The 25,015-nt window shown below is 69.9% G+C and carries 26 protein-coding genes; 14 read left to right on the top strand and 12 right to left on the bottom strand.

The window, feature by feature from the left end; all coding sequences use genetic code 11:
• The 6 genes from ACWDR4_RS46430 to ACWDR4_RS46405 all read right to left on the bottom strand — a co-directional run.
• The coding region (locus ACWDR4_RS46430; protein ID WP_450417794.1) for an ABC transporter ATP-binding protein at positions 1–563 on the bottom strand (563 nt) is incomplete at its 3' end.
• Entirely contained in the window at positions 560–1,432 is an 873-nt protein-coding gene (locus ACWDR4_RS46425; protein ID WP_450417792.1) for an ABC transporter permease, read from the bottom strand. The genes ACWDR4_RS46425 and ACWDR4_RS46430, both read right to left, overlap by 4 nt.
• A gap of 4 nt (positions 1,433–1,436) precedes the next feature.
• Positions 1,437–2,264: an ABC transporter permease gene (locus tag ACWDR4_RS46420; protein WP_450417790.1), complete on the bottom strand. Its 828-nt coding sequence runs from the start codon at positions 2,262–2,264 to the stop codon at positions 1,437–1,439.
• Positions 2,265–2,268: 4 nt separating this feature from the next.
• Positions 2,269–3,294 carry an ABC transporter substrate-binding protein gene (locus tag ACWDR4_RS46415; protein ID WP_450417788.1) on the bottom strand — a complete coding sequence of 342 codons (1,026 nt, stop codon included), beginning with the start codon at positions 3,292–3,294 and terminating at the stop codon, positions 2,269–2,271.
• A gap of 105 nt (positions 3,295–3,399) precedes the next feature.
• The gene (locus ACWDR4_RS46410; protein WP_450417786.1) at positions 3,400–4,362 is read right to left on the bottom strand and encodes an amidohydrolase family protein; all 963 of its coding nucleotides are present in this window, start codon (positions 4,360–4,362) and stop codon (positions 3,400–3,402) included.
• Between the two features lie 34 nt (positions 4,363–4,396).
• Positions 4,397–5,245 carry an SDR family NAD(P)-dependent oxidoreductase gene (locus ACWDR4_RS46405; RefSeq protein WP_450417784.1) on the bottom strand — a complete coding sequence of 283 codons (849 nt, stop codon included), beginning with the start codon at positions 5,243–5,245 and terminating at the stop codon, positions 4,397–4,399.
• 216 nt (positions 5,246–5,461) lie between these two features.
• Between ACWDR4_RS46405 and ACWDR4_RS46400 the strand changes: the two genes are divergently transcribed.
• Together ACWDR4_RS46400 and ACWDR4_RS46395 are read left to right on the top strand one after the other, a co-directional pair.
• The gene (locus ACWDR4_RS46400; protein ID WP_450417782.1) at positions 5,462–6,796 is read left to right on the top strand and encodes a hypothetical protein; all 1,335 of its coding nucleotides are present in this window, start codon (positions 5,462–5,464) and stop codon (positions 6,794–6,796) included.
• Positions 6,793–7,383: a carboxymuconolactone decarboxylase family protein gene (locus ACWDR4_RS46395; protein ID WP_450417780.1), complete on the top strand. Its 591-nt coding sequence runs from the start codon at positions 6,793–6,795 to the stop codon at positions 7,381–7,383. The genes ACWDR4_RS46400 and ACWDR4_RS46395 overlap by 4 nt, the downstream gene beginning before the upstream one ends.
• 16 nt (positions 7,384–7,399) lie before the next feature.
• Here ACWDR4_RS46395 and ACWDR4_RS46390 read toward each other — a convergent pair whose 3' ends face one another.
• The 4 genes from ACWDR4_RS46390 to ACWDR4_RS46375 form a co-directional block, all read right to left on the bottom strand.
• Positions 7,400–8,464, bottom strand: a complete 1,065-nt coding sequence (locus tag ACWDR4_RS46390; RefSeq protein ID WP_450417778.1) for an EamA family transporter — start codon at positions 8,462–8,464, stop codon at positions 7,400–7,402.
• 146 nt (positions 8,465–8,610) lie between these two features.
• Entirely contained in the window at positions 8,611–9,741 is a 1,131-nt protein-coding gene (locus tag ACWDR4_RS46385) for a lipid II:glycine glycyltransferase FemX (protein ID WP_450417776.1), read from the bottom strand.
• Between the two features lie 35 nt (positions 9,742–9,776).
• Positions 9,777–10,409 carry a nucleotidyltransferase family protein gene (locus ACWDR4_RS46380; protein WP_450417774.1) on the bottom strand — a complete coding sequence of 211 codons (633 nt, stop codon included), beginning with the start codon at positions 10,407–10,409 and terminating at the stop codon, positions 9,777–9,779.
• The gene (locus tag ACWDR4_RS46375) at positions 10,406–10,648 is read right to left on the bottom strand and encodes a GntR family transcriptional regulator (RefSeq protein WP_450417772.1); all 243 of its coding nucleotides are present in this window, start codon (positions 10,646–10,648) and stop codon (positions 10,406–10,408) included. Before ACWDR4_RS46375 ends, ACWDR4_RS46380 begins: the two co-directional genes overlap by 4 nt.
• A 144-nt stretch (positions 10,649–10,792) precedes the next feature.
• Between ACWDR4_RS46375 and ACWDR4_RS46370 the strand changes: the two genes are divergently transcribed.
• The 6 genes from ACWDR4_RS46370 (at position 10,793) to ACWDR4_RS46345 (ending at position 14,147) form a co-directional block, all read left to right on the top strand.
• Complete coding sequence (locus ACWDR4_RS46370) at positions 10,793–11,104, top strand: hypothetical protein (RefSeq protein ID WP_450417770.1); 312 nt, start codon at positions 10,793–10,795, stop codon at positions 11,102–11,104.
• Entirely contained in the window at positions 11,104–11,400 is a 297-nt protein-coding gene (locus tag ACWDR4_RS46365; protein ID WP_450417768.1) for a hypothetical protein, read from the top strand. The genes ACWDR4_RS46370 and ACWDR4_RS46365 overlap by 1 nt, the downstream gene beginning before the upstream one ends.
• Positions 11,401–11,602: 202 nt before the next feature.
• Positions 11,603–12,349 (top strand): DUF6879 family protein, encoded by a 747-nt coding sequence (locus ACWDR4_RS46360; protein ID WP_450417766.1) that lies wholly within the window; start codon positions 11,603–11,605, stop codon positions 12,347–12,349.
• Positions 12,346–13,194 (top strand): helix-turn-helix domain-containing protein, encoded by an 849-nt coding sequence (locus ACWDR4_RS46355; protein WP_450417764.1) that lies wholly within the window; start codon positions 12,346–12,348, stop codon positions 13,192–13,194. The genes ACWDR4_RS46360 and ACWDR4_RS46355 overlap by 4 nt, the downstream gene beginning before the upstream one ends.
• A gap of 87 nt (positions 13,195–13,281) precedes the next feature.
• Positions 13,282–13,743, top strand: coding sequence for a hypothetical protein (locus ACWDR4_RS46350; RefSeq protein ID WP_450417762.1), 462 nt, complete (start codon positions 13,282–13,284; stop codon positions 13,741–13,743).
• A complete protein-coding gene (locus ACWDR4_RS46345; protein ID WP_450417760.1) occupies positions 13,740–14,147 on the top strand; it encodes a hypothetical protein in 408 nt (135 codons plus the stop codon). The genes ACWDR4_RS46350 and ACWDR4_RS46345 overlap by 4 nt, the downstream gene beginning before the upstream one ends.
• Before the next feature lie 406 nt (positions 14,148–14,553).
• On the opposite strand, the gene ACWDR4_RS46340 is transcribed toward ACWDR4_RS46345, so the two are convergent.
• Positions 14,554–15,231, bottom strand: coding sequence for a hypothetical protein (locus ACWDR4_RS46340; RefSeq protein WP_450417758.1), 678 nt, complete (start codon positions 15,229–15,231; stop codon positions 14,554–14,556).
• Positions 15,232–15,513: 282 nt separating this feature from the next.
• Positions 15,514–18,357 (bottom strand): FAD-binding and (Fe-S)-binding domain-containing protein, encoded by a 2,844-nt coding sequence (locus tag ACWDR4_RS46335; RefSeq protein ID WP_450417757.1) that lies wholly within the window; start codon positions 18,355–18,357, stop codon positions 15,514–15,516.
• A 335-nt stretch (positions 18,358–18,692) separates the two neighbouring features.
• On the opposite strand from ACWDR4_RS46335, the gene ACWDR4_RS46330 reads away from it, so the two are divergent.
• From ACWDR4_RS46330 to serC, 6 genes are all read left to right on the top strand, one after another.
• Positions 18,693–20,924: an ATP-binding protein gene (locus ACWDR4_RS46330; RefSeq protein WP_450417756.1), complete on the top strand. Its 2,232-nt coding sequence runs from the start codon at positions 18,693–18,695 to the stop codon at positions 20,922–20,924.
• Positions 20,924–21,370, top strand: a complete 447-nt coding sequence (locus ACWDR4_RS46325; RefSeq protein ID WP_450417754.1) for a roadblock/LC7 domain-containing protein — start codon at positions 20,924–20,926, stop codon at positions 21,368–21,370. Before ACWDR4_RS46330 ends, ACWDR4_RS46325 begins: the two co-directional genes overlap by 1 nt.
• Positions 21,367–21,771: a DUF742 domain-containing protein gene (locus ACWDR4_RS46320; protein WP_450417752.1), complete on the top strand. Its 405-nt coding sequence runs from the start codon at positions 21,367–21,369 to the stop codon at positions 21,769–21,771. Before ACWDR4_RS46325 ends, ACWDR4_RS46320 begins: the two co-directional genes overlap by 4 nt.
• The gene (locus tag ACWDR4_RS46315; RefSeq protein ID WP_450417750.1) at positions 21,752–22,426 is read left to right on the top strand and encodes a GTP-binding protein; all 675 of its coding nucleotides are present in this window, start codon (positions 21,752–21,754) and stop codon (positions 22,424–22,426) included. Before ACWDR4_RS46320 ends, ACWDR4_RS46315 begins: the two co-directional genes overlap by 20 nt.
• Positions 22,423–23,643, top strand: coding sequence for a cytochrome P450 (locus ACWDR4_RS46310; protein ID WP_450417748.1), 1,221 nt, complete (start codon positions 22,423–22,425; stop codon positions 23,641–23,643). The genes ACWDR4_RS46315 and ACWDR4_RS46310 overlap by 4 nt, the downstream gene beginning before the upstream one ends.
• A 204-nt stretch (positions 23,644–23,847) precedes the next feature.
• Positions 23,848–24,966: a phosphoserine transaminase gene (gene serC, locus ACWDR4_RS46305; protein ID WP_450417747.1), complete on the top strand. Its 1,119-nt coding sequence runs from the start codon at positions 23,848–23,850 to the stop codon at positions 24,964–24,966.
• Positions 24,967–25,015: the final 49 nt, after the last annotated feature.

Below are 25,015 nucleotides of genomic sequence, written 5' to 3'. Positions count from 1 at the left end.
CGCCGGCGCAGCTCCAGGGTCAGATCCTCCAGGTCGAAACGGGACTGGGCGTCGACCGACCCGAACGGCTCGTCCATCAGCAGCACCGGCGCGTCGTACGCCAGCCCCCGCGCGATCGCCACCCGCTGCTGCATCCCGCCCGACAGCTGCCAGGGATACTTCTCGCCGACGTCCGCCAGCCCGACCGCCTCCAGACACTCCAGGGCGCGCTGCCGACGTGCCGCCTTCTTCACCCCCCGCCCCTGAAGCGGGAAAGCCACGTTGTCCCACACCCGCATCCACGGCAGCAACGAACCCCGGTAGTCCTGCGAGACCACCGCGATGTCCGCATGCGGCGCCGTCAACGGCAACTCCCCGTAACGCACCGCACCCTGGGTCGGCGGAGTCAGCCCGGCCAGGCAGCGCAGCAGCGTCGTCTTGCCCGCACCCGACGGCCCGACGATGCACACCACCTCCCCCGGATCCACCCGCAACGACAGCCCGCCCAGCACCCGATGCTCCTGCGCACCCCGCCCGAAACTCATACCGACGCCCTCGACGTGCAGGCTGGATCCGCGTGTCATACGACGACTCCGTTACTCGTGGCGCGTTCCGTGGAGGTCAGCTGCGTAGGGGGAGTTGGCGGACGTACGGCCCGTCGTGCGCGCGGCGCCCGCTGGTGGTACCAGCCCAGCAGGGCGTGTTCGACGAGCAGGAGCAGCACGCTCAGTACGTAGCCGAGGACGCCGATCAGGATCGTGCCCGCCCAGGTCTCGGCGACGTGGAAGCTCGACCCGCTCTGCAGGATGAAGTTGCCCAGGCCGATGGGCGATCCGTAGATCTCGCTGACCACCATCAGCACGACGGCGATCGACAGCGCGACCCTGATGCCGGCCAGGATCTGCGGCAGCGCGCCGGGCAGCACGACCCGACGCATCCGCAGCGCCCAGGGGATGCGGTAGCCGCGCGCGGTCTCGTGCACCGCCGGGCCGATCGCCTGCACCCCGCTGACCGTGTTGAGAAGGATCGGCCACACGGACCCCAGGAAGATCAGGAAGATCTTGGGCCCGGAGCCGATCCCCAGGGTGAGGATGATGACCGGCACGAACCCGACGGTCGGGGTCGCGCGAGCGAAGTCGAGCAGCGGGCCGGTGGCCAGGCGCAGGGTGCGCACCTCGCCGATGACGAGGCCCGCCCCGACGCCGACGACCGTGGCGAGGGCCAGGCCGAGGACGATGTTGCGGAGGCTGAACCACAGGTCTCCGACCAGTCCGCCGTGCAGCAGTTCGGTCCAGAGCACGTCGAGGACTTCCGTCAGCGGCGGGAAGTAGAAGCTGGTGCTGCCGGCGGTGGAGACCAGAAGGACGCCGAACACGAGGGCAGGCAGCCACAGTTGGCGCAGCGCCGGCTTCCAGAAGGTCCAAGCCGTCCGTGCGGTCCCTGTCGGATTCATGGCACTACTCCCCTCCCGGGTGCGTGGGCGGTCGCCAGCGCAGCAAGCGCTGCTCGGCGAGTTGCGCCAGCATGGTGATCGCGTACCCGATGGCACCGGCGGTGAGGATGTAGGCGTACGCCCGCGCCGAGACCCCCGCCTGCTGCGACTCCATGATCATGTGCCCGATGCCGGGCAGCGTCGTCAGCACCTCGACGCCGATCGCGACCAGCACGGAGGTGGTCGCGGCCAGCCGCAGCCCCGTCATGATCGACGGCACCGCGCCCGGCAGGATCACGCGCCGGAACCGCAGCAGGCGGGGGACGCGGTAGGACCGTACGGTCTCGTGCACCGCAGGAGTCACGCTGCGGGCGCCGTACTGGGCCTGGAGCAGCACCGGGAAGACGCAGGCGATGAAGACAACTGTCGCTTTCATCCCCGGAGTTGAGCCGAGAACCAGCAGGAACACCGGCAGCAGGGCGATCACCGGGAACGACCGCAGGATCTCCGTCAGCAGCCGTGAGGACTCCTCGGCCGCCGCGTACACCCCGGTCACCAGGCCCACCGGGATCCCCACGGCGACGGCCACGACCAGCCCGGTCACCGCGCCGCGCAGGGTGTCGCCGACGGCCTGCCAGAACGTGCCGCTGCCGACGAGGTCCCCGAACGCGGCGGCGACGGAGGCCGGTCCGGGCAACGCGGTCGAACTCACCACGCCCACCGCCGCGATGAGCGCCCACAGCGCCAACACGGCGGCCAGGGCGCCGAGTTGCAGCAGTCGTACTCTTCCGGTGGAGCTACTCCCCATCAGGCTGCCCTTCATCGGGCTGCTCCCCGTCGGACTGCTCGCCATCGTGTTACTCCTCGCCGGTGACGGTCGGCGCCTGGTCCCAGTACACGGCGTCGTCCGTCGGCTCCTTGTCGAGCAGGTCGAACTCGTGCATCTTGGTGATCACCTTGCGCATGACCGTCGTGTCGAGGTTCTTGTCGTAGAAGTTGGTGTCGTGCGCGTCGATGAACTCGTCCGGCACCTCGGTGTACTTCTTGTCGATCGCCTTGACCGCTTCGGGGTTGGCGTTGGCGTAGGTGATCGCCTTGGCGACGGCCTCGATGAACTTCTTCGCGGTGGCCGCGTTCGCGGACAGGTACTCCTCGCTGGAGAAGAGCACGCCCTGGATCATGCCGGGCAGGTCGTTCATGCCGTTGCCGATGGAGCGCAGCCCGCTGTCCTTCGCGGCGAAGTAGAACGGGCCGAAGGAGAAGACCGCGTCCGTCTTGCCGGAGGTGGCGGCGTCGGTGAGTGAAGTCGTGGGCAGGGCGACGAACTTGACCTTCGACGGATCGCCGCCGTCCTTCTGCACGAGGTACTCGCAGATGAACTGGATGGTCCCGCCGAGCGCCGAGATACCGACCGTCCTGCCTTCGAGATCGGCGAACGACGTGATCTCGCTGTCCTTCTTCACCAGCAGACCGTCGGTCGGATCGGTCTTCGTCGTCGCGGACTGCAGGCCCGTCACGATGCGGATCGGCATGTCCTGGGCGGCGCCCTTGAGGAAACCGGAGCTGTCGGTCATCGCGAACTGGGCCTCGCCGTTGAGGACGGAGGGCGCGTTCTGCGAGGTGTCCTGCGCGCCCGCCTTGATGGTGACGTCGAGTCCCGCATCCTTGAAGTAGCCCTGCTGCTCGGCGATGTAGAGCGGCTCGAAGATCGCGCCGTTGGACCGCAGGACGGTGATCTTCGGCTTGCCGTCCGCGGTGGTCGCGGTCGCGGCCTCCCCACCGCACGCGGTGGCCATGGACAGGACGACGGCACAGGCGGTGGCGGCGAGAACGGCGCGACGGCCGGGGTTTCTCGAAGTCTGCGAGGTCTGCGAAGTCTGCATGGAACGGCTCTTCCTCACGAAGGTAGGAATCGGGACAGTACTGTCGACACTTTTTGCCTTCAAGGGGTTCGACACTCAAAGATTCTGTGTATCTGCCGACACTAATCAGGCGGGGAAGTCGTACAGCTCCGCCGGGTTGTCGACCATCAGGCGTCTCAGGTGCGCCGGGTCCGGGGCGATCCGCTCGACGAGGTCCACGAGCAGCCCGTCGTCCGGGGCGTCGCCGACGATGTTGACGTGCGGATAGTCGGTCCCCCACACCACCCGCTCGGGCGCGTGGGCGACCAGGGACGCTGCGAGGTCGACGGCGTCGGCGTACGGCGGCCCCTGCCGCGAGACCCGGTCGACACCACTGACCTTGACCCACACCTGCCCGGTGTCGAGGAGCGCGCGCAGACTGCGCAGCGCCGGTCCGTCACGTCCGGCGGCGAGGTCGACCCGGCCGATGTGATCGACGACCACACGTCCCGGCAGGGTCCGTACGAGGCTCTCCAGTACGGCGATCTCCTCGCCCCGCACATGGAGTTGGGCCGCCCAGCCGAGCCCCTCGACACGTTCGAGGATCGCGTCGATCTCGGCCCGGGTCGGCGGAGTCCGCAGATGGGGAAGGAAGTTGAGCCGGAAGGCCCGTACGCCGGCCCGGTGCAGCTCCTCGACCTCGGCACGGCTCGTCCGCTCACCGACCAGGGCCACCCCGCGCAGCCGCCCCGCCCCGGCGGCCAGGGCGTCCAACAGCACCCGGTGGTCGTACCCATGACAGGAGGACTGCACGACCACGGCCCGGGTGAGCCCCAAGTGCCGGTGCAGGGCGTGCAGTTGCTCCTTGGGGGCGTCGTACGGCGTGAAGGTGCGCTCGGGTGCGTACGGGAAGACGTCGGCGGGCCCGAAGATGTGGCAGTGGGCATCGCAACTGTCGGGCGGGAGACGGAGGTCGGGGGTGCGCGGGGCGGGGTGCGGGGGCGGACAGCCGGGAGAGGGCGCCGGGGTGTCGGGGTGCGCGGCGGACGGCACGGCGGCCTGGGCGGCGGGCACGTGCTGAAGTGCCGACAGCTGCTGAACTGTGGACACGGGCGGTACGGCAGGCGCCGGTTGGACGGTGGGCTCAGTCACAGCGGGCCGTCATTCCACCGTCGACCACGATCTCCGTGCCGGTGACGAACCGCGCCTCGTCGGACGCCAGGAACAGTGCCGCGTACGCCGTGTCGCGGCCGTCGCCCATGAAGCCGAGCGGGATCCGGGCCTGCCGCTGGGCGAGCAGCTTCTCCACGTCCCCGCCCGCGCGCTGCCCGGCGAGACGCGCCTCGACCATCGGGGTGTGCAACTGCCCCGGGACGACGGTGTTCACGCGGATGCCCTCCGGCCCGTACTGCACGGCGGTGACCCGGGACAGCTGGATGACCGCGGCCTTGGCCGACGCGTACCCGACCTGCGCGGCACCGGTCCAGCGCAGCCCGGAGCAGGAGGCGGTGTTGACGATGGCACCCCCGCCGCCGCGCCGCATCACCGGGATGACGTACTTGCAGGCGAGAAAGGCGCTGGTGAGGTTGGTGCGCAGCTGACCGTCCCAGCCCTCCAGGCTCAGCTCGACCGCACCACCGGCCCGTGACCCGCCGACGTTGTTGACGAGGATGTCGATACGGCCCGCGAGGCGTTCGACCTCCTCGAAGCAGGCCTGGACGGCGGCCGGTTCGGTGACGTCCAGCAGGTGGGTACGGACGGTGCCGCCCTCCTCGCGGATCTGCTGCGCGGTGACGTCCAGCGCTTCCTTGTCCCGGTCGGTCAGGTACACGGTCGCGCCCTCACGGGCGAAGATCACGGCGGTCGCACGGCCGTTGCCCCAGCCAGGCCCCACACTGCCGGCACCGCTGACGACGGCGACCTTCCCGGCGAGCCGCCCCGGCGGCGCTCCCCCCGGCCTGTCGGGGCGGGCGTCTGACGCGTCTTGGATCACAGGAGTCTCCCCGGGTCGACCTCGGAACCTGCCGACAGTCTTAGCCAAGTGTCGACAGAAAGTAAACATCGAGGCACCTGTGAGCGGTGACAGGCAGGACTATTGCCAAGGGTGTCGACAGAGGGCTGGATGGGGAGTTGGATAGAGCGTTGGATGGAGAGTTGGTTGGAGAGTTGGTTGGACAGTGAGAACCAGTCCCGTTTCCGGAGGACGCTGATGCAGAAGCCGCCCGTGTTCACCCCCGAGGAGGTCGCCCGCTTCCGCGCCGAGCTGGGCGCGCGCCGGGCGCCGGGTGCGTACGAGCCCGGCCGCTGGTCGGTGAGCCCGCTCAACCGCCGTACGGACGTGGTCGGTTCACTGCCCACGTCCGTACGGCTGCGGGACGCCACCCTGCGCTCGATGGAGACCCTGCCGGGCGTCACGGCCTCTGCGGCCGAAAAGGCGGAGTTCCTAAGGCAGTTGGTGGGCACCGGGGTCCCGGAGGTCGTCACCGCCGGACTGGCCGGACGGGACGACGACGCGCTGAAGGCCGAGGTGGGCCTGGCGAAGGGCGAGAATCCGGACTGCCGGCTCGTCTGCCCGCTGATGCGCTCGCCGGAGGACATCGACCGTGCGGCGGCGGCCGGTTACGACGCCGTACAGGTCTGGGTGCAGGGCTTCGGCGAGACGTCCCTGATCTACCAACCGGCGATCTACGCCGCCGCCTGGCGGGGCGAGGAGTGGCGGCACCCGCAAACACCGCGCGACCGAACGGCCGTACTGGACAAGTCAGTTGGCCTCATCCAGCACGCACGAGCCGCCGGCCTGGACGTGATCGTCCCGCTGCTGATGGTCTCGTACGCCACCGAGGAGAGCCACACGGAGTCGGTCACCGCGCTCGCCGCGGCCGGGGCCACCGAACTGACCCTGTTCGACGGCCCGGGCGCGCTGAGCCCGGAGGCGTACGGCCATCTGGTCCGCCGTACGCGCGAACTGGCCCCGGACGTCGAGGTCGGCCTGCATCCGCACAACACCTTCGGCCTGGCGGTCGGTTGCGCGGTGGCCGCCGTCAAGGCAGGCGCCACCGCCGTCGAACTGTCGGTCAACGGCTACTGCGGCGGCCCCGGCAACGCCGACCTGGCCGCCACCGCGCTGGCTTTCGAGGCGCTGTACGGCGTACACACCGGAATCCGGACCGAGCGTCTGACCCAACTGGCCTGCACAGCGCAGGAGTTGACGGGCTACCGGACGGCCTGGAATCACCCGGTGACCGGCACGCACGCCTTCTGCTGGGGCGGCATGGACCTCATCACCCAGGAGACGGAGATCGACCCCCTCCTGCACAACTGCCTGGAACCCACCCTGGTCGGCAACGAACGCGAGATCCCCTTCACCCCGGACAGCGGCCCCTACACCCTGACCGACCGCCTGACGACCCTGGGCATCGACGACCTCACCCCCACCCAGGTGAATGAACTCCTCGGCAGGGCACGCGAGTTGATGAGCACGGAGAACCGCCTGGCAACGGACGAGGACCTGACCTCACTGGCCGAGGAGATCCGATCCCGATGAGGAGCCCGCGCCTGTCCCCCTTCCCACTCTCAGAACTGACTGTCTCGCAACGCGAGTTGTACGAGACGATCACCGGCGGACCCCGCGCGAAGGGCCCTCAGCGCTTCGCCCTCACCGACCCGGAGGGACGCCTGCACGGCCCGTTCAACGCGATGCTGCTGAGCCCGGCCCTGGGCAGGGCCCTCCAGGACCTGGGCGCCGCGATCCGGTACGCCTCCCAACTCTGCCCTCGTACAAGGGAGATCGCGATCCTGGTGGTGGCCGCGTCCTGGGACAGCGCCTTCGAGCGGTACGCCCACGAACGGGTAGGCGCGGCCGTCGGCCTGACAGAACCCGAACTACGGGCCCTGCGCGAGGGCGGTGACCCGCGTCTGACGGACCCAGTGGAGCACGCGGCCTGGGAACTCACCCGAACCCTGATCCGCGACGGCGGCACACTGACCGACGAGCAGTACGAGCAGGCCCGCACCACCCTCGGCGAACGCACCCTCTTCGAACTCTCCACCCTCGTCGGCTACTACGCCACGCTGGCCCTGCAACTCCACCTGTTCGCGGTGCCGGCACCGCGAACCGACCGCATGAGGTGACTCTGCCCAGCGCTCCTTAGGCCTCCAACTCCAGTGGCCTCTTGGGAACTTGGGACGATTCAGCAGACTCCCCGCCCACCACGACCGGGACCTGCTTCCGACGCACCTGTGTCCGCACCGCCCCCATGCTCGCCACGATGACCAGGGAGATGGCGAGGGCCTCGGGGGCGGAGAGGGTCTGGTGCAGGATCAGGAAACCGGCGAGCGCGGCCACGGCGGGCTCCAGGCTCATCATGACCGCGAAGGTGGAGGAGGGCAGGCGCCGCAGGGCAAGAAGTTCGAGGGTGTACGGCAGTACGGACGACAGCACGCCCACCGCCGCACCCAGGGCCACGGTGGTCGGGTCGAGCAGTTTCCCGCCCGACTCGACGACGCCCAGGGGCAGAAACGCCACCGCGGCGACGACCATGGCGAGCGCCAGCCCGTCGGCCTGCGGGAACCGTCGTCCCGTACGGGAGCTAAGGATGATGTACGCCGCCCACATGGCACCGGCGCCAAGGGCGTAGGCGACCCCTACGGGATCAAGGGTGTCGAAGCCGCCTCCGCCGAGCAGGAACACACCGGCGAGGGCGAGCCCGGCCCAGGCGAGATTGAGGGCACGCCTGGAGGCGATGACGGACAGCACTAGTGGCCCGAGCACCTCCAAGGTGACGGCGGGCCCGAGCGGAATCCGCCCGATGGCCTGGTAGAACAGCCCGTTCATGGCGGCCATGGTGAGCCCGAACAGCAGGACCACTCCCCAGTCGCCCCGCGAGTACCCGCGCACCTTGGGCCGGCAGACCAGCATCATGATCAGGGCGGCGGCCAGCAGCCGCAGCGTCACGATGCCGAAGGCCCCCGCCCGGGGCAGCAGAGTGACGGCCAGCGCCCCGCCGAACTGCACGGATATCCCCCCGGACAGCACAAGCCCGACAGCCCCGAGGGTCCCCCACCCCTTACGCGCCCCCCGATGCCGCCCCCGAGATCCCCCAGGGGTGGTGGGCACGACGACAGCGGGCAGATTGACAGAAGGCAGAGTCGAACCGGACGCAACCGGTCCGACCACGGCGGCCCACGAGGGCAGACGCTCAGCGCTGGGCATCTTCACAGGGCCTTCCCAGGATTTACGCGCGATCTCCGTACAATACGGTGCACTTTACCGTCCAGAGTAATGGACCAGGAAGAGCATACGAACCCGTGTACACCCGACGCGCCCCGGCCTGTGCTCCGGCGCCCCTCACTCTGCGGTCAGCGGCGGGACATGTACATATCCAGCGCCTTGTGAAGCAGCCGGTTGAGGGGCAGATCCCACTCCCCCAGATACTCGGCGGCCTCCCCACCCGTACCGACCTTGAAACGCAGCAGGCCAAGCAGGTGGTTGGAATCCTCCAGGGTGTCCGTAATGCCGCGCAGGTCGTACACGGCGGCGCCCAGCTCATGGGCGTCGGCCATCATGCGCCACTGCATGGCGTTGTTGGGCTGGACCTCGCGCCGACGGCTCGTAGAGGCCCCGTACGAGTACCAGACGTGCTCGCCGACGGTGAGCATCGTGGCCGCGGCGAGCACCTCACCCTCGTGCTGGGCGAGGTAGAGGCGCATACGGTCGGGGTGTTCGGCGGTCAGCGCGCTCCACATGCGCTGGAAATAGGGCAGCGGACGCGGAATGAACCGATCACGCTCGGCCGTCTCGGTGTAGAGGGAGTAAAAGGCAGGCAGATCCTCATAAGACCCCCGGACCACCTGCACGCCCGCCTTCTCGGCCTTCTTGATGTTGCGCCGCCACTGCTGGTTGAGCCCGCGGTGAACCTCCTCCAACGACCGCCCGGCGAACGGCACTTGGAAAACGTACCGAGGCTGCCCGGCAGCGAACCCACCATCCTCTCCACCCGGTTCGCTCTGCTGCCAGCCCAACCGTCGCAGCCGGTCGGCAACGTCGAAGGCGTGCGGTTCGTACGAGGTGGCCTCGGCGTCGCGCAGTCGCCGCGCCGCGGGATCGGCGATCGCCGCCTTCACCGCGTCGGCCGTCCACCGGCGTACGACGACGGGCGGCCCCATCTTGACGGAGAAGGCACCCTGGCCCTTCAGATACGCGGCCATCGGCGCCAGCCACCGCTCAAGATCCGGCGCCGCCCAGTCGATCAACGGCCCCTCGGGCAGATAGGCGAGGTACCGCTTGAGCTTGGGCAACGGCCGGTACAGCACCAGCCCCGCCCCCACGAGCCGCCCACCGTCCCCATCGTCGAACCAACCCAGGCTCTCCGCCCGCCAGTCGGGCTTCACATCACCCCAGGAGGGCACCTGCATATGACTGGCGGAGGGCCGACCCGCAACAAAGGCCAGATGCTCGGCACGGCTGATGGACCGAATACGGAGTGACACGAGCAGGGCTCCTTGATCAGGCGAGGCCCACCACCCTAGGAGATCAACTCCGTACCGCCCCGCGACCCACCCGACCTGGGCCGGTCCAGCACGGTCAGCTCGGGCCACTGCTCCCGCCACCGTGCCGCCTTCGCCTCATAGACACTCCGAGGAGCAAGCACCGGGTTGGGCCGGACGACGAGGTTGAAGACATCCGACAGTCCGTGCGGCGCGTACACACGCCACCGCCCATCCCGTTCCAGACGTACGCCAAGACAGCACGTCGTCGCCGCGAAGCTGTCGATCGCCGCCTCGGTGGACGCGTACGGCGGGCACGGCACACCGAACTTCTCCTCGTACCAGAGGTGCACCCGGGCCTCGTTGCGGATCTCGACCTCGGCGGGCAGGTCGGCGAAGACCTCCCGCCCGGCTTGGATCGCCCTGTCCTCCGCCTCCCACGACAGATCACCGTCGTCGAAGTAGAAGATGTCGTAGTCCTTGATCCCGTGGGTCGGCGGCCTGTCCGTGACGACGTTCCACACGGTCTGGAACAGACAGCCGGCGGTCAGGTACCACCGGGACAGATCCAGCGTCGCGGCACGAGCCAGGATCTCCACCAGCACCTCGTTGCGGGACAACACCTCGCGCAGGGCGCCGAGTTGTTCGTCGAGGGGCAGCCGACCGATCATCCCTCGGAGCGCTCGGCGACGAAGGAGCCGAGGCCGACCTCGGCGCGGATCAGCCCCTCCGACTTGAGGTGGGCCAGCGCTTTCTGAGCGGTGGAACTCGCGATGCCGAACTCGGCAGACAGTTCGACGACGGAGGGCACACGAGTACCCACCGGGTAATCACCATCGGCGATACGAGCCGTGATGATCGCGGCGACCTGGCGCCAGACGGGTCGGGTTCGGTCAAGCTCGGAGGTCATGCGGTCGACGCTAAAACGCCGCGGTAGACCGCGCGACCGCAGTAGACTCCGGTAGACCGCGAATACAGGCCGTGAAGACCCCCGCAACGGGAGCAACCGTCCGGGGGCACGGCCACCAGCTGAACCCAGACAGGAGCTGGTGACATGAGCGACCCTATCGGCCGCCTCATCACGTGGGTGGGCCTCCTGCTCACCCCACGCGGCACACACCACCGCACACCCCCGCCCGTCCTCCTCACACCCCCCGCGCCGCCCCCGAGCCGAACTCCACTCCCCGCCCACCGCAGCCCGTACGGCCTGGACGCGGACACCCCGCTCGACGGCACCGCCACCAGGTCCGTACGTCCGTACCTCACCGCCCATGAACAGCGTCAGCGGCGAAGGGAGTTGGCGATGGCCACCCTCAGGTTGGACATGCCCGGCCCGTACTGGATCCACGGGGTGGAGGTCGCCTGATGGAGGTGGAACCCGAGTCGCAGTACGGCCCCCGCCTGTTGCCCTGGACCGGCCAGGAGGGCAAGCCCTGTTACCTGATCACCGACGAGCACGGCGGGCCCGTGTCCCGTCTGGCCGACGCGACGGAGTCCGTCCAGCTCGGCATGGGCGCCGAACTCCTCGCCCACGCCCGTGAACTGCTCCCGGGCACTCCACGCGGCGAACTCCGCTTCCTCGCCGAGCGGTTGTCAGAAGCCCTCCGGGATGCGCTGCGAGTGGCCGAGAGCCGGGGGCAGCGCTTGAACCGGCTGAACTGAGCGGGAGGTGAGGTGAAGGGAGGGAGCCGCGAGTGTCCGGCCCCCTCCCTGCTCGCGCAGCAATCCGCGTGTGGCACGGAACCTTCGCTTGCGCACAATCGGGCGTACTCCCAATCCTGGGAGCAATCCCGCGCAATCCGCGAGCACCGGCCCGCCACCCCCACGCATCCTGGACCTTCAACCAGCAAAGACGGAGGGCCACATGACGCTCAGGCTCATCGGAACGACCAGCGAGGACGGCGACTGCCCCACGCTCTACGAGATCGAGGGCACGGACGAGATCCTCGTCCAGGGGGAGCGAGAGACCGACCCGGGGCACGTCGCTCAGCTCCGTGACATCAAGGAGTCCGAGGAGTTCGTCCGGGTCCCGCGCAGCCTGCTGACTCGCTACGCGCCCAGGAGCAAGGCCCCCGAGTTGCAGCCGTTCTGCTCGATCTCCCACCTGTTCCGCGAGTTCAGGCACAGCGCATGGCGGCTGGAGACCAGGACCGGCTACGCCTCGGACCGCAGCAGCCCCAACTGGTCGGAGTTCCAGCGCGGAAAGTCCTTCGGCTTCAATCCCGACAGCCCGTGGCATACGAACGTGCGCGCCCAGACCGAGGCGGGCAAGCGGTTCGAGCGTGTCCGGCTCGTCGACGACCCGCCGACCGAAGGCCAGCGTTTCCTGCTGGCGACAGGCCTCGGCAACGTCGCGGCGGGCGAGGACATCCGCAACCTCACCCGCGCCCGGGCCAAGGAACTGCGGCTGCCTGACCACGACTTCTGGCTGTTCGACTCCAAGGTCCTCGCCCGCTTCGCCTTCGACGACGAAGACACCACACTGGGCGTGTACGTCACCGAGGACCCGGCCGAGGTCCTCGCCGCCTGCCAGGCCCGGGACGCGGCCTGGCACCACGCTGTCCGTACCGAAGAGTTCGTCAGGCGGGTACGGGTACGTTCCACCGGGTGAGCACGGACTACCAGACCGCCAGGGAGGCCCTCGGCGGGCGACTGCGCGAACTGCGCGTCGAGGCTGGCCTGGAAGGCAAAGGGCTTGCCGCCAAGCTCGGTTGGCCGCCCTCGAAGGTCTCCCGCATCCAGAACGGCAAGCAGACGCCGACCCTCGAGGACCTCACCGGCTGGGCACGGGCCACCGGCCGACCGGACCTCGAGGCTGAGCTTCACGGCCTGCTCGCCGGTCTGGAGACGAAGCAGCGCCACAGGTCCTGGCGGGGTCAGTTGGCCGGCGGGCACCGAGGACGCCAGGAAATCGCCGTCCGACAGACCGACACGACGACGATGATCCGGGGTCTTGAAGTGTCACGGATCCCGGGGCTGTTCCAGACCCCCGAGTACGCGCGCGCCATTTTTGACTTCAGCGCCGAGTTCCGCGGCATCCCACCGACGACCGAGGCCGCCGTCGAGACCCGTATGCGCCGCCAGGAGGCGCTGTACGACCCGGAGAAGACATTCAGGTTCCTCCTCTGTGAGGCCGCCCTCTACCACCGCGCGTGCTCGGCGGATGTGATGGCCGAGCAGCTCGACCGGTTGTACAACCTCGTCGGTCAGCGCCGGATCGAGCTGGGCATCCTCCCGTTCGGTGCGCAGCTGCGTCGCACGGCACCGCACGCCTTCTGGATCTACGACCGGCGGTTGGTCGTCGTCGAGACGATCAGCGAAGAGCTGTGGCTCACCGGCGAAGAGGACATCAAGCTGTACGAGCGAGCCTGGGACTGGCTCGACGAGTCCGCGGAGTACGGTCCGTCGGCCCGCCACCTGATCGGCCGGGCGAGGGCTTCCCTGGGCCTCCCGTAAGCAATCATCCGCACGCTCGGCACGGGGATTCGCAATTGCGCGTAATCGGGGAGCACACCCGCAAGCGGGTTCCCTACGGTCCTGGTCATGGCCGCAAAGCCCACCCTCTCCACCAGGCAGGCAGGTCAGGACTGGCTCCTGACCTGCACCACCCAGCCCTCGGACGTATGCCGCCGCTGGGCCGACGAGGAGTTGGCCCCCATCCGGTCGGGCGTCCACTGGCGGATCGCTCAGGCCCCGCTCCTCCAGTCGGTACGCGCGATGCGGCGAATCGGCTGGCAGCGGCTGGGGCCGGTCCTCGCCGACCCGGAAGTGGATCTCGGATGGTGGCTACTGCCGCCGTCCGTCGGCGACGAGTTGGACAGCATCCGGATCATCACCGTGCACCCGGCCGACTGGGTGCTCGACTGCCCGCCAGTCCTGCATGCGGTTGAGGGCAGGACGTGGCTGGAGCGGCCGGACGGTTCCGGCCAACTCACCGACCCCTTGCTGCTCGCCGCCGCACTCGGCCATGGCGACGCTCGACTTCCCATGGAGGCATCCAGGTGACGACACGTACTGAGACCGATTCATCCGAATTCGCGGAGGGCGCGCCTCCACTCGGGGAGTTGCTGCTGAGGTCGGCGACCAACCTGCGGGATCGGGTGGCCGTGCGGGCGCTTGTCGAGGAGGGAGTCCTTCTGGCACGCGACACGGTCCGTACGGCGCTCGTCGTGAAGGCCCACGACGACACGGTGGGCTGCGGCTGGGAACGCTTCGCGCAACGCCTCTGCACCATCCATCTCACCGACGAGGAACGCGCGTTCGCACACATGATCCTGTCACTCGCGGGCCCCCACCAGACCAGTCTGTCCCTGGTCCTGGAACTGGACGACCGCCGCCTCGGCATCGTCCTGCGCGCGATGGTCCAACTGTCCGGAACCGACGCACTCACGGTCGTCACCCTGCTCTGACTCGCGCTCCCTCCGTCCGATCCGCGGGCAACACGTCGTGGTGGAGAACCCCTGCGTCACGGAGTTCTTCTCGGATGGACACCGGGATGTCGCCCGACCTCGTGTGGTTCTACCCGCACGGCGGCACGGTCGAAGTGGGCGGTACCGCGATCGAACCCCCGTCGGCGAACGCCCGGATCACCGAACACCGGGTGGGTGCGCGACCGACGCGGACTGCGGTGTGTGTCGAGTCGAATCGCCGCGAGGATGGTGTGCCTGTTATCCACAATTACGAGCACGGTGGCGCCGGGGTGACTCTTCCATGGGGCTGCGCTCAAGCGGTTCTTGAACTGGTTGGTGCCAAACGGACCGACCGTCGCGGTCAATAGCTTTGCTCGCCGCGTGGTACCGGACCCATCCGCGGTGCTCAGCCGGTCACCCACCTAATGAGCGTGACCACTGCCCCAGTCATCCCGCCGACGGCGGCGAGGATGGTGAAAGTGATCGTCACGACGTCGAACTTCGTCACCTGCTCACTGTCGAGCTTGTCGGCCAGCTTCTCCAGAGAGTCTGTGCGGTGCTTCAATTCAGTGAACGCAACTGCTGTCGTCATATTCGTGGCTTCGGTCGCCAGCCCCGCGGTGGCCTCGGCTCGTTCCCGATCGATCCGCTCGGAGCGCTCCTTCTCCATGGCAGCGTGCTCGTCGAGCACCTTCAGCAGGTGTCCGCGGGTCTCGGGGTCTGTGACGCTCGCGTTGACCTCCTGACGGAAGTCCTTGATCTGCTCAGCCGGTCGCAGCGAGTTGATCCGTTCCAGGATCAGGTTCTTCCGCTCCAGCAACGTGGGGAGGATTCCCATCTCCATGTGCGTATTGGCAGACTTGTCCGCGAGGACACTCACGATCCTGCCAGCGTTCGCGACCAGTTCCATCCTCGCCACAGGGAACGAATCCGCATGCTGGATCGCCGTGTTGACCGTCTCCAGCGACGTCTGCAGTTGAGCGAGCGACTGCGCCTTGATCTGCTGGACGGTCAGCCTGAGCTTGCGCAGGGTGGGCTCGAAGTACGCGTCAATGATGCTATCCATGGGATTGGAAACCCCCATGCCAAATACCCCCTTGATGCCACACGTTCGCCGGATACGCCCATACCCCGGAGGACGACGCTCCAGCTTTCATCGTGTGCGCATCATGTCCGTTCGCATAAGACATCATGCGATCAACGATTCTGTTCAGAGGTAGAATTGAGGAATGAGCCATCGGTGACGCCGACACCATCACCCGTCACGGCAGTCCTTCGCCAGCAATGCCAACATCGCCAGGCTCCCGGTCACATCAACGATCAAGACCACGCACGCCCTTAAGGTGCGGCCTTATTAGCAGGATGCTCATCCCTTCCCCGCTCGTGTCCCGTCCCCCTCCAACCCCTCCGCCAGCACCTCCGCCAAATGCCGCCCCCGCACCCCCGCCAGCTGCTGAAGCTGCGTCCGGCACGAGAACCCGTCCGCCAGTACCACCGCCCCTTCCCCCGCCTCCCGTACCGCCGGTAGCAACCGCTCCCCCGCGCAGGCCACCGACACCTCGTAGTGGCCCTCCTCGAAGCCGAAGTTGCCCGCCAACCCGCAGCAACCGCCCGTCAGTTCGCCCGTCAGGCCCGCTGCCTCGCGCAGACGGCGGTCGGCTGCATCCCCCAGTACCGCGTGCTGATGGCAGTGCGTCTGGCCCGTTGCCGGGCGGTCCAGGCGGGGCGGGGTCCAGTCGGGGGCGTGGTGTTCCAGGGTTTCCGCGAAGGTGCGGACCGTGTCCGCGAGGCGTCGCGCGCGTGGGTCGTCGGGGAGCAACTCCGGCAGGTCCGTACGGAGGGCCGCCGCGCAGCTCGGTTCCAGGACCATCACCGGGGTTCCTGTCTCCAGTACCGGTTCCATGATGTCGAGCGTGCGGCGCAATACCTTGCGGGCCCGGTCCAGTTGGCCCGTCGAGACGTACGTCAGGCCGCAGCAGACCCGAGCGCGAGCGGGCCGGGGCAGCCGCACCTCCAGGCCCGCCGCCTCCAGGACCCGTACGGCCGCCTGCCCCACCGACGGCGTCAAGTGCTCCGTGAAGGTGTCGGGCCAGAGCACGACCACGGGCCCCCGTCCCCCACGGTCACGTCCGGCCTTCCGCCGCCGCCTCCCCCACCACCTGCTGAACGTCTCCCCCGCCACCACCGGAATCTCCCGCTCGGGCGCGATTCCCCCCAGCCGCTTCGCCAGCGCCGCCAACACCCCCACCGAAGTCAGGGAGTTGACCAGCCGCGCCGTGCGCGTACGCGCGACCGCTCCCAGCCACACCGGCAGCCAGCCCATCGCGTAGTGCGCCGCCGGGCGCAGTCGGCCGGACCAGTGGTGGTGGAGGAACTCCGCCTTGTACGTGGCCATGTCGACCTCGACCGGGCAGTCCGAGCGGCAGCCCTTGCAGGAGAGGCACAGGTCCAGTGCGTCGCGGACCTCCTCCGACCGCCAGCCGTCGGTGATCACCTCGCCCGCGAGCATCTCGTGCAGCAGCCGAGCCCGCCCGCGCGTGGAGTGCTCCTCCTCGCCCGTCACGCGGAAGGACGGGCACATCACGTCCGAGCCTCCGGTACCAATTACAGGCGTACGGCACTTGGCCACCCCCACACACCTGCTCACCGCCGCCGAGAAGCTCCCGCCGTCCGCCGGGTATCCGAAGGCCACGTCCACCGGCTCGCGCGGGAGGACCGCGAAGCGGAGGTTCTCGTCCAGGCGGGCGGGGCGGACCAGCATGCCGGGATTCAGGAGGTCGTCCGGGTCCCAGAGGGCCTTCGTGCGCTCGAAGAGGGCGATCACCTCGGGGGCGTACATCTTGGGGAGCAGTTCCGCGCGGGCCTGGCCGTCGCCGTGTTCGCCCGAGAGGGAGCCTCCGTGTGCCACCACCAGCTCCGCCAGTTCCTCCGAGAAGCGGCGGAAGCGGGCCACGCCAGGCGCCGTCAGCAGGTCGAAGTCGATGCGTACGTGGATGCAGCCGTCGCCGAAGTGGCCGTACGGCGTGCCTCGGAGGCCGTGGTGCCGGAGGAGGCTCCTGAAGTCCCGCAGGTACGCGCCCAGTCGGGGCGGCGGTACCGCGCAGTCCTCCCAGCCGGGCCAGGCCTCCGTGCCGTCCGGCATCCGCGTGGCCGTGCCGCTCGCGTCCTCGCGGATGCGCCACAGGGCGCGTTGGCCGGCCGGGTCGGACATGACGAGGGAGTCCATGACGTCCGCCGCGCGCACGATCGCCTCCGCACGCGCGCGTGCCTCCGCCGGGTCCGCGCCGCCCGTCTCCACGAACAGCCAGGCGCCGCCCCGGGGGAGGTCCGTGGCGGTGCGGACCAGGTCGGCGGCCATGCCCTCGACCGTCAGCGGGCCGTACGACAGCAGGCCCGCCGCCGCTTCCGCCGCCGCGCTCTCGTCGGCGTACGCCAGCACGGCCAGCGCACGCGCGCGGGGGGCCTCGACCAGGCGTACGACCGCCTCCGTGACGATGCCCAGGGTGCCTTCCGAGCCGCAGAACGAGCGGGCGACGTCCGCGCCCTTCTCGGGGAGGAGGGCGTCCAGCGCGTACCCGGAGATGCGGCGCGGGAGGTCCGGGAAGCCCGTGCGCAGGCGGGCCAACTCGCCCTCCGCCAGCTGCCGCAGTCCCTCCGGGGCGCCCGCCCAGTCCCGGCCCAGGCGGAGCCGGTCGCCCCGCGCGCGGATCACCGTCAGCTCGCGCACGCTGTCCGCGGTCGTGCCCCAGGCGACCGAGTGCGCGCCGCAGGAGTTGTTGCCGATCATGCCGCCGAGCGTGCAGCGGCCGTGGGTCGACGGGTCGGGGCCGAAGCGCAGACCGTGCGGGGCGGCGGCCTCCTGGAGTCGGTCCAGGACCAGACCAGGCTGAACCACCGCCGTCCGTTCCTCGTGGTTGAGGGAGAGGAGTTGGTTCATGTGCCGCGTGAAGTCCAGGACGACACCCGTCCCCGTCGCCTGGCCCGCGATCGACGTGCCCCCGCCGCGCGCGACGACCGGCACTCCGTGCGCCCGGCAGACGGCCAGCGCCGCCGCCACGTCGTCCGCGTCGTGCGGGGCGACCACGCCCAGCGGGACGCGCCGGTAGTTCGACGCGTCCATGGTGGCCAGCGCCCGGGACGTGGTGTCGAAACCGACCTCGCCCCGGACGGCCCCGCGCAGTTCCGCCTCCAGCGGCCGAAGATCCGTCATGACCCCAGCATGCATCCCACCACTGACAGTGACCGTCCGGACGGCCAGGGAAACGTGCACAGTTTGTGGGAACCGAACCGGAACACCGCAAATTCGATCACTAACTCCCCTATAGTGACGGCGAGTTGAACACCATCAGTCACTTCTCGCTCACAAAACGATCGAACTGATCGCACAGGCACCCCACAGAACCCCCACGGACCACGAACCACAGCTCAAGGCCCACGAGCCATGTGCCATGGCCCATGGCACATGACAGCAGCACGGAACCGACCGAGGAACAGACCCAGGAACAGACCGGGGACCCACCCTAGGAACCGACCGAGGACCGTTTGATGACCGCGCCCCGCCAGCCCGGCGAACGCCCCGCCTACCGCGCCCTCCTGCCCGCTCCGCTGCTCACCGCCGCGCTCGCCGCGCTCGCGGTGGCCGGCGCGGTCGCCCGGGCGCCGGACGAGGCGCGCGTACCCCTCGCCCTCGGCGGGGCCGGCGCCGCGCTGCTGCTGTGCGCGGCCGTCGCCGTGGCCGCCCGTGGCATCCACTCCGCCCGGCTGCTGCGCGAACAGCTCGCGGGCGTCATCGACGACGCCGGCCGCCTGCTGCACGACCGGTCCCGTCTCACCGAGGAGCTGAACCAGGTACGGGCCGGCCTCACCGCCGACCTGGAACGGGAACGCGCGCGCGTGTCCGCCGATCTCGCCCGCGAACGCGCCCGCCTCACCGAGGCCTCCACCCAGGAGGTCACCCGCCTCCGGCAGGAGAAGGCGTACGAGATCACCCTGCTCACCGAGGACAACGCCCGCCTGGCCGAGGAGCTGCGCCGGGCCAACCAGGAGCGCGCGGCGGCCCTCGCGGCCACCGCCAACGCGGCCGGCCGTATGCAGGCGCTGGCCACCGGCACGCTCGCCGACCTGCGCGCCATGGAGGACCGTCACTCGGACGACGACGTCGTCGCCGACCTCCTCCACCTCGACCACCGCACCGCGCAGGCGGGCCGTCTCGCCGACTCGATCGCCGTCCTCTCGGGCGCCCGCTCGGGCCGCCGCTGGGCCCGCCCGATCGTCATGGAGTCGATCCTGCGCGGCGCCATGGGCCGCATCAGCGGGTACCAGCGCGTGCGCGTGCACTCCGCCAGCGCCGCCGCCGTCGCCGGACACGCCGCCGAGGGTGTCATGCACGCGCTCGCCGAACTCCTCGACAACGCCGCGAACTTCTCGCCGCCGACCGCCGAGGTCCACGTGTACGTGGAGGAGGTCCCCGCCGGGGTCATCGTGTCCGTCGAGGACAGCGGCCTGGTCATGAGCGAGGTACAGCTGCGCCGCGCCGAACGGGCCGTCTCCGGCGAGGACGGGGAGCGCGGGCAGCGGGGGGAGCCCAGCGACTCCGGCGGCCCCGGGGAGCGCGGCACGAGCAACGCGAGGAAAGGCAGGAACGCCGACGCCATAGGCCTCGGCGGCCTCACCGGCACCCGCCTCGGCCTCTCCGTCGTCGGCCGACTGGCCCGCAAATACGGCCTCAAGGTCTCCTTCCGCCCCTCGGCACGCGGCGGCACCGGCGTCCTGGTGCTCATCCCGCAGGACATCCTGGCCGGGGGCGCGGTGACCGCGGAGCCACTGCCGATGCCGGCACCGCCGACACGCGCGACACAGCCACCGGCACCGGCGCCGGAGTCACCCGCCGCCCCGGTGCCGACGCCCGGTGAACCCTGGGAGGCACGTTCCAAGGAGCAGGACGAGGCGGAGCGGGAACAGCATCCACGGGTGTCGTACGCCGAAGAGGCCCACCCGGAATGGCCGTACCCGGAGACGTCGTACGCGGAGGGCTCGTCCGCGGAGGCGTTGTACGCGGAGGGCTCGTACCTGGAGGCGTCGTCCACGGAGGGCTCGTACCCGGAGACGTCCTCCACGGAGGGTTCGTACCCGGAGAGGTCGTACACGGACGGACCTTCCGCGCCGGAGCCGTACGCGGAGCAGCCGCACGGAGACCAGTCGCACGGAGCAGACCCGTCGTACGGAGGAGATCAACCGTACGGAGGAGACCCGTCGTACGGAGACCAGTCCTACGCGGAGCAGTCCCGCGCGGACCAGTCGTACGCCGCCGCCCGCGCTGCCGTCAGTGACCTGGACCCCGACCCCGTACCCACCCACGAGTCCCCCGAGCACGCACCGGTGCACCCGGAGGACCAGACCTCAGAGGCACCCCCCGCCGTGCTGCCGAAGCGGCGCCGGGGCCGTACCTTCGCCGAGGCCGAGCGCGCCCGGGCAGCGGCACGCGCCGACGAGTCGCGGTGGTCCGTCCCGCTCGCGGCGCCCGACTCCGACCCCGATCCCGAGGACACGCGCGCGCGGGTGGCACGTTTCGGGAGTTTCCGGCAGGCCGTGCGCGGCGCCCTCCCGGACCAGGCGGCCCTCCAGGGCAGCACGAACCCGGAGCCGTCCCGCGAAATATCGACCCTCGCGACCACCACACCCGCACCCGCACCCATGCAAGCCCCCGCACCCCCGACGGAAGCCGCACCCTCACCTCCCATCTCCCCCAGCTCCCACCCGGAAGGCGACCTCACCTGATGACCGGCACCGGCACTGGCCTCGGCCCCGGCCCGACGACCGCCGACGAGAAGCTGACCTGGCTCATCGAGGGCCTGCTGGAGCGCACCCCGGGTGCCCGGCACGCGCTCGTGCTGTCCCGGGACGGCCTGAAGCTGTGTCGTACGCCGGAGCTGTCCGTCGACCAGGCGGACCAGCTCGCCGCGATCGCCGCCGGGATCCAGTCGCTGTCGCACGGCGCGTCCGTGGAGTTCGGGGACGGCAGCGGAGGGGTGCGTACCGCGATGACGGAGTTCTACGGAGGCGTGCTGTTCATCGTCGAGGCGGGCCAGGGCGCGCACCTCGCCGTGGTCACCGCCGAGGACGCGGACGCCGGGCTCGTCGGCCACAACATGAGCGAACTCGTCGAGCAGCTCGGGGACCACCTGCGTGCCCAGCCCCGAACAGACCAGCCCCGTACGGCATGAACCGAACGGCGGGACAGCCGACGGGACAGCCGGGGAACGGTAGGGGCGGTAGCGGCAACCGCCCGGGGAGGGACGATTCTCCGGACCGCCTCTACACCCTCACCGGAGGGCGCAGCCGCTCCGCGCCCGACAGTCCGTTCGACCTGGTGACACTGGTCGTCGCCGAGTGCGATCCGGCGCCGGGGATGCAGTCGGAGCACGCGGCGATCCTGCGGCTCACCGAGCGTCCCATGGCGGTGGTGGAGGTCGCCGCGATGCTGCGGCTGCCGGTGGGCATCACGAGGGTCCTGCTCTCCGACCTGCTCGCCGCGGGCCGCGTCAGCGCCCGCCATCCGCGCCGGACCGCCGTCACCGACCCCGACATCCTGGAGCAGGTGCTCGTTGGACTCCGCAACCTCTGACCCCGCAGCGGCGGGCGATCCCGCCCCACGGCCGCCCCTCCGCGCCTCCGCCGACAACGGGCTGAAGATCGTGGTCGTCGGCGGCTTCGGGGCCGGCAAGACGACGCTCGTCCGTTCGGTCAGCGAGATACGTCCGCTCAGTACCGAGGAGACGATGACGCGGGCCGGCGAGGCCCTCGACGACGTCAGCGCGGTGCGCGACAAGAACGCGACGACCGTCGCCTTCGACTTCGGCCGCATCACGCTCGACGCGCACAACGTGCTGTACCTGTTCGGCGCGCCGGGCCAGGAACGCTTCTGGTTCCTCTGGGACCGGCTGTTCGCGGGCGCGCTCGGCGCGGTCGTCCTCGTCGACACCCGCCGCCTCGACGACTCCTGGTACGCCATCGACCGCCTCGAACAGCACGGCACCCCCTTCGTCGTGGCCCGCAACGACTTCGGCGGCCCCGACTTCGCCCCGGGGGCCATCCGCGAGGCGCTCGACCTCGATCCCGACGTACCGCTGGTGAACTGCGACGCACGCACCCGGAGTTCGAGCAAGCGGGTACTGATCGCCCTCGTGGAACACGCGAAACACCGCTACCGGAGTTCGCGTCCGGACCCGGGTTCGTACGATGGTCAAGTGCCCGTACGTCAAGAGGAGTTGCCCCTGTGAGCGCCCATGTGCCGCTCAACGGCCCCCGGTTCAGAACCGAACCCGACCGGCTGTACCGGGAGATGCGGCGCGAGCACGGTCCGGTGACACCGGTGCTGCTCGACGGGGACGTACCGGCGTGGCTGGTGCTCGGCTACCGCGAGCTGCACCAAGTCACCGGCGATCCGGTGCTGTTCAGCCGGGACTCGGAGCTGTGGAACCAGTGGGAGAGGATCCCCGCGGACTGGCCGCACCTGCCGATGATCGGCCGCGGCCAGCCGTCGATCCTCTACACGGTCGGCGAACGTCACCGTGAGCGGGCCGCGATGATCGGCAGCGCGCTGGAGGAGGCCGATCCGGTCGAACTGCGGGCGTACACCGAGCAGTTCGCGGACGAGCTGATCGACGCGATCTGCGCCCGGGGCGAGGCGGACCTCGTCAAGGAGTACGCGATGCGGCTGCCCGTACGGGTCATGGCGCGGCTCTTCGGCTTCACCGACGAGGAGGCGCCGGGGCTGGTCGGCGCGGCGACCGACATGGTCGACGGGCAGGGGGCCGGCGCGGCGGGCCAGCGTCATCTGGTCATGGCGATGGGCCAGTTGCTGGCGTCCCGCAAGATCCGCCCCGCCGACGACGTCGTCTCACGTCTCCTCGCGAACCCGTACGGCTTCACGGACGAGGAGATCGCCCACGACCTGATGATCATGATCGCGGCGGGGAACGAACCGACCGCCGGCTGGATGGGCAACTCGCTGCGGCTGATGCTCACGGACGAACGGTTCGCGGCGTCCCTCTTCGGCGGGCGCAGCAGTGTCGCCGAGGCGATGAACGAGGTGCTGTGGGAGGACGCGCCCGTGCAGACCATGCCGGGCCGCTGGGCGTCCCGCGACACCCGCCTCGGCGACCGGCACATCCGTACGGGCGACCTGCTCCTCCTCGGCCTCCAGGGCGCCAACTCCGACCCCCAGGTCCGCACCGACGGCTCCGCCCTCACCGGCGGCAACAACGCCCACTTCTCCTTCGGCCACGGGGAACACCGGTGCCCGTTCCCGGCGCAGGAGGTCGCGGAGGTCATCGCCCGCACCGGCATCGAGGTCGTCCTGGACCGCCTCCCGGACATCGACCTGGCAATCCCACCCACCTCCCTGACCCGCCGCCCGTCCCCATGGCTACGGGGCCTGGTGGAACTACCGGTCCGGTTCACCCCCACACCGGCACTGGGCGTCGTACCGACGTAGGCCCCTCTTTCATCCTTGAGGACGAGCGCGTTCTAGCGCGACAAGGGGGGTCTGGGGGCGCAGCCCCCAGGGATGGGACGGGTAGGGGCGGCGGGGGCGAGGAACTCACAACGCGCACCCCCACCCACCCCCACCCCGCGGAGCGCGTCTCATCCGACGGACGACGTTTCACCCACGTTTCACGGAGCCGATAGGCTCGCGCCCGTGGCTGACATCCAGATCCCCGCTGACATCAAGCCCGCCGACGGACGCTTCGGCGCGGGCCCCTCCAAGGTACGGACGGAGGCGCTGGACGCGCTGGCCGCCACCGGTAGCTCCCTCCTCGGTACCTCCCACCGCCAGGCCCCGGTCAAGAACCTGGTCGGCAAGGTGCGCGAGGGCATCCGGGACCTGTTCTCCCTCCCCGAGGGCTACGAGGTCGTCCTCGGCAACGGCGGCTCGACCGCGTTCTGGGACGTCGCGACGCACGGCCTGATCGAGAACAAGTCGCAGCACCTCACCTTCGGTGAGTTCAGCTCGAAGTTCGCGAAGGCCGCCAAGCTCGCCCCCTGGCTCGCCGACCCGACCGTCATCTCCTCCGACCCGGGCACCCACCCGGACCCGGAGGCCGAGGCGGGCGTCGACGTCTACGCGTACACGCACAACGAGACGTCCACCGGTGTCGCCGCCCCGATCAAGCGCGTACCGGGTGCCGACGAGGGCTCCCTCGTCCTCGTGGACGCCACGTCCGGCGCCGGCGGTCTGCCCGTCGACATCGCCGAGACCGACGTCTACTACTTCGCCCCGCAGAAGTCCTTCGCGGCGGACGGCGGCCTCTGGCTCGCCGCGTTCTCCCCGGCCGCGATCGAGCGCGCCGAGCGCATCCACGCGAGCGGACGCCACATCCCGGAGTTCTTCAGTCTCCCCACGGCGATCGACAACTCGCGCAAGAACCAGACGTACAACACCCCGGCCCTCGCCACCCTGTTCCTCCTCAACGAGCAGCTGGAGTGGATCAACGGCCAGGGCGGCCTGGACTGGGCGGTCCGCCGCACCGCCACCTCCGCCCGCACCCTGTACGGCTGGGCCGAGGACTCCAAGCACGCGACGCCGTTCGTCACCGACCCGGCCAAGCGCTCGCAGGTCATCGGCACGATCGACTTCACGGACGAGGTCGACGCCGCCGCCGTCGCCAAGGTCCTGCGCGCCAACGGCATCGTCGACACGGAGCCCTACCGCAAGCTCGGCCGCAACCAGCTCCGCGTGGCGATGTTCCCGGCGATCGACCCGACGGACGTCGAGGCACTGACGAAGTGCATCGACTACGTGATCGAGAAGCTCTAACACCCCAAGTCCGTACGCGGAGGGGGCGCCCGGCGAACACCGGGCGCCC

The organism is Streptomyces sp. NPDC000878, assembly GCF_053599695.1.
The sequence above is the reverse complement of the archived record's forward strand: the minus strand, read 5'-3'. Positions and strand labels throughout refer to the sequence as shown.